Origin of the sequence: Bradyrhizobium sp. SZCCHNS3002 (assembly GCF_032377435.1) — a bacterium.
Classification (GTDB): domain Bacteria; phylum Pseudomonadota; class Alphaproteobacteria; order Rhizobiales; family Xanthobacteraceae; genus Bradyrhizobium.
The window spans coordinates 40,337-48,167 of the sequence record NZ_JAUHHY010000028.1; the positions used below are offsets into that span (position 1 = coordinate 40,337).

5 protein-coding genes are annotated in these 7,831 nt (G+C 64.8%); 4 read left to right on the forward strand and 1 reads right to left on the reverse strand.

Annotation, left to right across the window (positions count from 1 at the left end; genetic code table 11):
* The first annotated feature begins 89 nt into the window (after positions 1 to 89).
* The 4 genes from QW845_RS33655 to QW845_RS33670 all read left to right on the forward strand — a co-directional run bounded on the left by QW845_RS33655 (position 90) and on the right by QW845_RS33670 (position 6,090).
* A complete protein-coding gene (locus tag QW845_RS33655) occupies positions 90 to 758 on the forward strand; it encodes a DUF4286 family protein (RefSeq protein WP_315805804.1) in 669 nt (222 codons plus the stop codon).
* Between the two features lie 460 nt (positions 759 to 1,218).
* Complete coding sequence (locus QW845_RS33660) at positions 1,219 to 3,018, forward strand: FAD-dependent oxidoreductase (protein WP_315805805.1); 1,800 nt, start codon at positions 1,219 to 1,221, stop codon at positions 3,016 to 3,018.
* On the forward strand, positions 2,988 to 4,838 hold the full coding sequence (locus tag QW845_RS33665; protein ID WP_315805806.1) for a 2-oxoacid:acceptor oxidoreductase subunit alpha: 1,851 nt from the start codon (positions 2,988 to 2,990) through the stop codon (positions 4,836 to 4,838). Before QW845_RS33660 ends, QW845_RS33665 begins: the two co-directional genes overlap by 31 nt.
* 196 nt (positions 4,839 to 5,034) lie before the next feature.
* Positions 5,035 to 6,090, forward strand: a complete 1,056-nt coding sequence (locus QW845_RS33670; protein ID WP_315805807.1) for a 2-oxoacid:ferredoxin oxidoreductase subunit beta — start codon at positions 5,035 to 5,037, stop codon at positions 6,088 to 6,090.
* Between the two features lie 207 nt (positions 6,091 to 6,297).
* On the opposite strand, the gene QW845_RS33675 is transcribed toward QW845_RS33670, so the two are convergent.
* On the reverse strand, positions 6,298 to 7,563 hold the full coding sequence (locus tag QW845_RS33675; RefSeq protein ID WP_315805811.1) for a TMEM143 family protein: 1,266 nt from the start codon (positions 7,561 to 7,563) through the stop codon (positions 6,298 to 6,300).
* Positions 7,564 to 7,831 lie beyond the last annotated feature (268 nt).

Below are 7,831 nucleotides of genomic sequence, written 5' to 3' on the forward strand. Positions count from 1 at the left end.
CGCGACGCTTCGGGCCTCATGCTTCGACACGGCCGCCTTTGGCGGCCTCCTCAGCATGAGGATCAGCCACACGCACCAGGAGGCTCGAGATGCCCATCGCCGGGAAAGGCATGCTGTTGACGTCGATGAACATCGATGCCGCTCACGAGGCTGACTTCAACCACTGGTACGACAGCGAGCATCTCGAAGAGCGCGTCGCCATTCCCGGCTTCATCGAGGCGCGACGCTATGTCGCCGAGCAGGGCAGCCCGAAATATCTGTGCCTGTACTCCGCCGAGACGATCGGCGTGCTCGACAGTCCGGCCTATCGCGCCCGGCTGGAGTCGCCGACAGAATGGTCGAAGGCGGTGATGGCGCGGTTCAAGAACATGATCCGCAGCGTCGCACGCATCACGATCTCGAAAGGGGCCGGCCGCGGCGCCGTGCTCGGCATCATCCGGCTGCGCCCGAAGCCGGAGCAGGACAAGGCGTTGCGCGAGGCATTGCAGATCGAGCTTGACCCGTACGACCTCAAGGGCGTGATCTCGATGCACCTGCTCGAAGGCGATGCGGATCTGTCCGGCCCCGCCGCTAGCGTTCCAGCGAGCTCGCGCGACGCCGACTGGTTCATCCTGATCGACGGCACCGACGGCCACGCCATCGCGACCTTGATGACGACGCGTTTTGCGGCTGTCGACGGCCCGCTGGCGACGCAGATTTCCGCCGGGATCTATCGCCTGATGTGGGACCTCAGCCGCGCTGATATTGCGGCGCGTTAGTTGGCCAGTCTGATTCCCCGCCGTCATGGCCGGGCTTGACCCGGCCATCCATCCTCTTCGGAGATCTTGGAAAGGTGGATGCCCGGGTCAAGCCCGGGCATGACGACCGAGTGCGGAGCAACTCGCGTGTCCGCTCATTCGTTCTGTAAAGGCCACCATCGTCACCAGTCCGTCATCGTTTGTCGCACCACCTCCCGCATCGCAACACGCGGCGGCATCGCGCCTGCAATGCGGCAGCGCACACTGTGCATGAGGGGCAGCGTTGCAAATTTGCCTTTGTGTGCGCCTTGGAATGGCTCTAGTCTGATAAGACTATTCAATTGAGCCATTCAAAAAGCAGAAGGGCGACGAACAGGACCTGCTCCGGACCCACATCGATCCCCAGCCGATCCTGAACAAACAGTCGTCCTCACGTCAGGAAGGCCGCGCGCTCATGGTTCGCCGCGCGGACAGGGTATGAATGAGAGCGACTGATATCTCGGCTCCCGACTACTTTCACAAAGTGGTCGATTGCCAATGGGCTTGTCCCGCCCACACGCCGGTCCCCGAATACATCCGCCTGATCGCCGAGGGTCGCTACAGCGACGCCTACATGATCAATTGGAAATCGAATGTATTCCCGGGCATTCTCGGTCGCACCTGCGATCGCCCCTGCGAGCCCGCCTGCCGACGCGGGCGCGTCGAGGAAAGCCCGGTCGCGATCTGCCGCCTGAAGCGCGTTGCGGCCGATTTCAAGGACGACGTGCACCAGCGCATGCCGCGCCCTGCCCCGAAGAACGGCCGGCGCATCGCGCTGGTGGGCGGCGGCCCGGCCTCGCTGACCGTCGCACGCGACCTCGCGCCGCTCGGCTATCACTGCACCGTGTTCGACGCCGATCCCAAGCCCGGCGGCATGATGCGCTCGCAGATTCCCAAGTTCCGCCTGCCCGACAGCGTCATCGACGAGGAGACGGGCTACGTGCTCAGCCTCGGCGTCGATTACAAGGCCGGCCATCGCGTCGACAGCCTCAAGACGCTGCTGGCCGAGAACTACGATGCCATCTTCATCGGCTCCGGCGCGCCGCGCGGCCGCGAGCTGAACATCCCCGGCCGCAAGGAAGCCGCCGCGAACATCCATCTCGGCATCGACTGGCTGTCCAGCGTGTCGTTCGGCCATACCGACAAGATCGGCAGGCGCGTGATCGTGCTCGGCGGCGGCAACACCGCGATGGACTGCTGCCGCACCGCCCGCCGCCTCGGCGGCGAGGACGTCAAGGTCATCGTGCGCTCCGGCTTCGAGGAGATGAAGGCGTCTCCCTGGGAGAAGGAGGACGCGCTGCATGAGGATATTCCGATCCTCAATTACCTCGTGCCGGTCGCGTTCACTCACGACAATGGCAGACTGACCGGCGTCACCTTCCAGAAGGTGAAGGCCGAGTATGACGCCGACGGCCGGCGCTCTCTGGTGCCCTCCGGCGAGCCCGACGTCACCTATGAGTGCGACGACGTGCTGGTCGCCGTCGGCCAGGAGAACGCGTTCCCCTGGATCGAGGCCGATTGCGGCGTGGCGTTCGACAAATGGCACATGCCAAAGGTCGACCCGGCCACCTTCGTCTCGACCAACCCGAAAGTGTTCTTCGGCGGCGATGCCGCGTTCGGCCCGAAGAACATCATCTGGGCGGTCGCGCAGGGCCACGAGGCGGCGCTGTCGATCCACCGCCTGCTCTCCGGCGACGACATCACCGAGCGGCCGCTGCCCGAGGTGCACGTCTCCTCGCAGAAGATGGGCATCCACGAATGGAGCTATGACAACGACGTCTCGCCGGAGAAGCGCTTCAAGGTGCCGCACCGCGACAAGGTGGTCGCGCTGAAGGACATCCGCGCCGAGGTCGAGCTCGGCTACGACGTCAAGCTCGCGCTCGGCGAGGCGCATCGCTGCCTGAACTGCGACGTGCAGACGGTGTTCTCCGACACGCTGTGCATCGAATGCGACGCCTGCGCCGACATCTGCCCGATGGACTGCATCACCTTCACCGACAATGGCGAGGAGGCCGATCTGCGCGCGCGGCTGAAGGCGCCGTCTGTTCATCCCGACCAGAGCCTCTACGTGTCGTCGGATCTGAAGACCGGGCGCGTGATGGTGAAGGACGAGGACGTCTGCCTCCATTGCGGCCTGTGCGCCGAGCGCTGTCCCACCGGTGCGTGGGACATGCAGAAATATTTCATCGAGACGACCCACGCAGGTAACGCATGTCCCAGCAAGCGCCGCTCAGCAGCGTAAACGACTTCGTCGTCCGCTTCGCCAACGTCAACGGCTCCGGCTCGGCCAGCGCCAACGAATTGTTCGCGCGCGCCGTGCTTCGTCACGGCGTGCCGGTCAGCCCCCGCAACATCTTCCCGTCGAACATTCAGGGCCTGCCGACCTGGTACGAGGTGCGCGTCACCGAAGCGGGCCATCTCGGCGCGCGAGGCGGCGGCACCGACCTGATGGTCGCGATGAATCCGCAGACCTGGGACAAGGACGTCGCCGGCATCGTGCCCGGTGGCTACCTGTTCTACGATTCGACGAAGCCGATGCCGTCGACCAAGTTCCGCGACGACATCACCGTGATCGGCGTGCCACTGACGGCGATCACCAACTCGACCTACTCGGATCCGCGCCAGCGCCAGCTCTTCAAGAACATCATCTATCTCGGCGCGCTCTCCGCCCTCCTCGACATGGACCCGAAGCTGATCGAGCAACTGATCGGCGAGCAGTACAAGGGCAAGGAGAAGCTGCTCTCCTCCAACGTCCATGCGCTGCATCTCGGGCGCGATTGGGCGCTGCAGAATTTGAAATGCCCGATCGGCCTGCGCATCAGGAAGGCCGACAAGGTCGGCGACCGCATCTTCATCGAGGGCAACAACGCCGCCGCGCTCGGCGCCGTCTATGGCGGCGCGACTGTCTGCGCCTGGTACCCGATCACGCCGTCGTCGTCGCTGGCCGAAGCGTTCAGCAACCACTGCAAGAAGCTGCGGCACGATCCGGAAACCGGACAGGCCAAATACGCGATCGTGCAGGCCGAGGACGAGCTCGCCTCGATCGGCATCGTGGTGGGCGCCTCCTGGAACGGAGCCCGCGCCTTCACCACGACATCAGGCCCCGGCGTGTCGCTGATGACCGAGTTCATCGGCCTGTCCTACTTCGCCGAGATTCCGGCCGTGATCATGAACGTGCAGCGCGCCGGCCCTTCCACGGGCATGCCGACCCGCACCCAGCAATGCGACCTGATCGCCTGCGGATACGCCTCGCATGGTGATACCAAGCATGTGATGCTGTTCCCGGAGGATCCGGCGGAGGCGTTCGAATTCGCGGCGGCAGCGTTCGATCTGGCCGAGCGGCTGCAGACCACGATCTTCCTGATGCTCGACCTCGACATCGGCATGAACCAGCGGCTGTGCCGGCCGCTGAAGTGGGACGATGCCAAGCAGTATGACCGCGGCAAGGTGATGACGGCCGAGATGCTCGACGAAGGCCGCGACTTCGGCCGCTATCTCGACGTCGACGGCGACGGCATTCCGTTCCGCACCTACCCCGGCACGCATCCGACGAAGGGCTCCTACTTCACCCGCGGTACGTCACGTGATCGCTACGCGCGCTATTCCGAGGAAGGCGCCGTCTATGCCGACAACGTGCAGCGCCTGCTGCGCAAGTTCCAGACCGCGCAGGACATGGTGCCGCGGCCGCTGCAGGCCAACGCCGCCAAGCCGACCAAATACGGCGTGATCTATTTCGGCTCGACCGCGCCGGCGATGGACGAGGCGATCGAATTGCTGGAGGCCCGCGGCCACCAGCTCGACCGGCTGCGCATCCGCGCCTTCCCGTTCCATTCGAGCGTGGCGAGCTTCATCGCCGAGCACGACTTCGTCTACGTGGTCGAGCAGAACCGCGACGCCCAGCTGCGCCAGCTGATCGTCACCGAGAACGGCATCGATCCGGTCCGTCTCGTGCCGATCCTGCACTATGACGGCACCCCGATCACCGCGCGCTTCATCGCGGATGCGATCGGGACCCATCAGGACCAGATCAAGGTCACCCCGCTGCGGAAGGCCGCGTCGTGATGCGGCCTCGGCTCTCTCCTTCGTCATGCCCGGGCTTGACCCGCCTGCGCGGCCGTGGCCGCTTCGGCGCGGCGAAGGCCCGGGCATCCACGTCTTTCATTTTCCGGGCTCCCACGTGGATGGCCGGGACATCTTGGCGAAGACGCGCTCCGCGCTTTAGCCCGGCCATGACGAATTCGAGATCCATGGTGCTCTCATGACCTACATCGCAAAGCCGAAATTCCAGCATCCCGGGATCAAGAAGAACGCGCTCGGCTACAGCCATCGCGACTACGAGGGCAAGATCTCGACCCTGTGCGCCGGCTGCGGCCACGATTCGATCACGGCCTCGATCATCGAAGCCTGCTTCGAGCTGTCGATCGAACCGCATCGCGTGGCAAAAATCTCCGGCATCGGCTGCTCGTCGAAGACGCCGGACTATTTCCTCGGCAATTCGCACGGCTTCAACACCGTGCATGGCCGCATGCCGTCGGTGCTGACCGGCGCCAACCTCGCCAACCGCGAGCTGATCTATCTCGGCGTCTCCGGCGACGGCGATTCCGCCTCGATCGGCTTCGGTCAGTTCGCCCATGCGATCCGGCGCGGCGTCAACATGACCTACATCGTCGAGAACAACGGCGTCTACGGCCTGACCAAGGGTCAGTTCTCGGCGACCGCCGACCGCGGCTCGAAGTCCAAGAAGGGCGTCACCAACACCGACAACCCGATCGACCTCGTCGGCATCGCGCTGCAGCTTGGGGCCACCTATGTCGCGCGCTCGTTCTCCGGCGACAAGAAGCAGCTGGTGCCGATCATCGCCGGCGCGATCCAGCACAAGGGCGCCGCCTTCATCGACGTGATCAGCCCGTGCATCGCCTTCAACAATCACGCAGGCTCGACCAAGAGCTTCGACTACGTCCGCGAGCACAATGACGCCGTGAACCGGCTCGACGTGCTGACCGGGCGCGACCCGATCGAGATCGACCAGGATCCGGGCACGGTGCAGATCGTCGAGCAGCACGACGGCTCGCGGCTGGCGCTACGCAAGATCGACGCCGACTACGACCCGCACGATCGGCTGGGCGCGATGACCTTCCTCCAGAAGCATGCGGCGCAGGGCCAGATCGTGACCGGGCTGCTCTATGTCGACCCTGAGGCCGACGATCTGCACAGCCATCTCAACACCGTGGAGCAGCCGCTGAACCGGCTGGAGGCCGCGGATCTCTGCCCGGGACAGGCGGCGCTCGACAAGATCAACGCGAGCCTGCGCTAGGCTGATCGCTACGTTGACAGCTTCCCCGTAGCCGTCCTTCGAGACGCCCGCCTCCGGCGGGCTCCTCAGGACGAGGTCTGAATGTGTGGCGCCCCTCCTTCAAGGGCGCCTCGCCGTCACCCCTCATGATGAGGAGCGCCGCGCCACCGGTCGCGCCATCGTCAACAGCCGGCCTGACGGCGCGTCTCGAACCATGAGGCCCCGATCTCATGACCGCAGCGCATTCGCCCACACCCGTTCGAGCTGCACAATCGCATCGGGCAACGGCAGCGCCGACAGCGCATCATCACCGCCGCTGATAAGGCCGAACTCGCGCAACCTGATCAGCGCCTCATCGATATTGAACGCCCGACCCAGCCCGAACATCTGCTGCAGCAACTCCTCGACATGACTGCCCAATGCAGCCCGCGAGAGCGGCACCGACGCCAGCAGCAGGCCGCCATAGGCCAGCACGGCCTCCTTCCAGTCCTGGTCCTCGGCCTCGCCGATCAGGTAGTTGAAGATACCGGAATTGTTGTTGACGTTACGGAAGTAGATGTTGTCGGTGACCTGCTTCTGATGGATCAGCGACCGGCGATGGAAGTTGCCCCATTGCCTGAGAATGAAGGCGCCGAGCGCGAACAGGCCCGACAGCGCCGCCAGCGCCTGCTCGGTATCGTTGTCGTGCACGGTGCCGCTGAGGCCGAGATAGAAGCCGGCGACGATGAACAGCACGGTGAGCGTCGAGGCCAGCTTGAGCAGAATCGGCACGCCGCCGACCAGCGCCGGCACGCCCAGCGTCAGTTGCTCGCGCAGCCCCATGACGACACGGACGTTCGGCAGCAGCGCCTCGAGATCGAAGCGCGCGATGTGACGGAAATATTTGAACAGCACCGCCCCGCCGCGGATCTTGTTGCGGCCGCGCCAGGCGGCAGTCTTGCGCTTCGTCCGGGTCGGCTCGTCGGGCCTGGTCGCGACCATCAGGATGATGTCGTCATAGACCTCGATCTCATGCTTGCGCCGGCGCAGCCCATACAACATGGGGACCTCGATCGTCTCCTGATGCTGGCCGCGCCGGAACATGCGGACGGCGCGGTAGTCCGAGATCGACGCCTTCAGCTTGACCCTGACAAGCGCATGCTCGGCAAACGCGCGCTCGATCTCGGCATGGCTGATCTCGATGAAATTGGCCTCGCCGAGCACCTGCACGACTTCGTCGGCGAGGCTGCGATAGGCCGCGTCGAGCTCCTCGGGCGATCGATGGCGGCCGGCCGGCACTTCGGGATCGAAGTCGAAATAGGCGTCGCGCAGGCGATCGAGCTCGTCGAAATACTCGTGATGCAGGATGGCACCGAGCATCTGGGCGAGCCGGCGCAGGTCGGCCGATTGCGTGTCGTCCAGTCCACCGTGCGAAATCACGGCGTCGAGGACCTCGGACTTGCGTATCGGAATGAACCGGTCCCGCCGGCTCGTCGTCTCCCCTGGTCCAACCACGCGTGTCACGCCCGATTTGCCACGTTCTCAACAGCCGATCCCGTTGCTGCTGCCGGGCGGCTGCCCCGTAACATAGCGAGCTCAGCCGACTTGCGCTACTCGCCGGGGACCGGATTGCGCGCGCTCCTCAGTGACGCAAGACGATGCCCGTATGCATAACGCCAAGTCGACGGCGGTTGCTGTTCTCGCGCTCGTCATGCCCGGGCTTGACCCACGGCTGTCCGGTTCAGCTTCCGCATATTGCGAGGCTCAACTGTTGTGGGTTTTT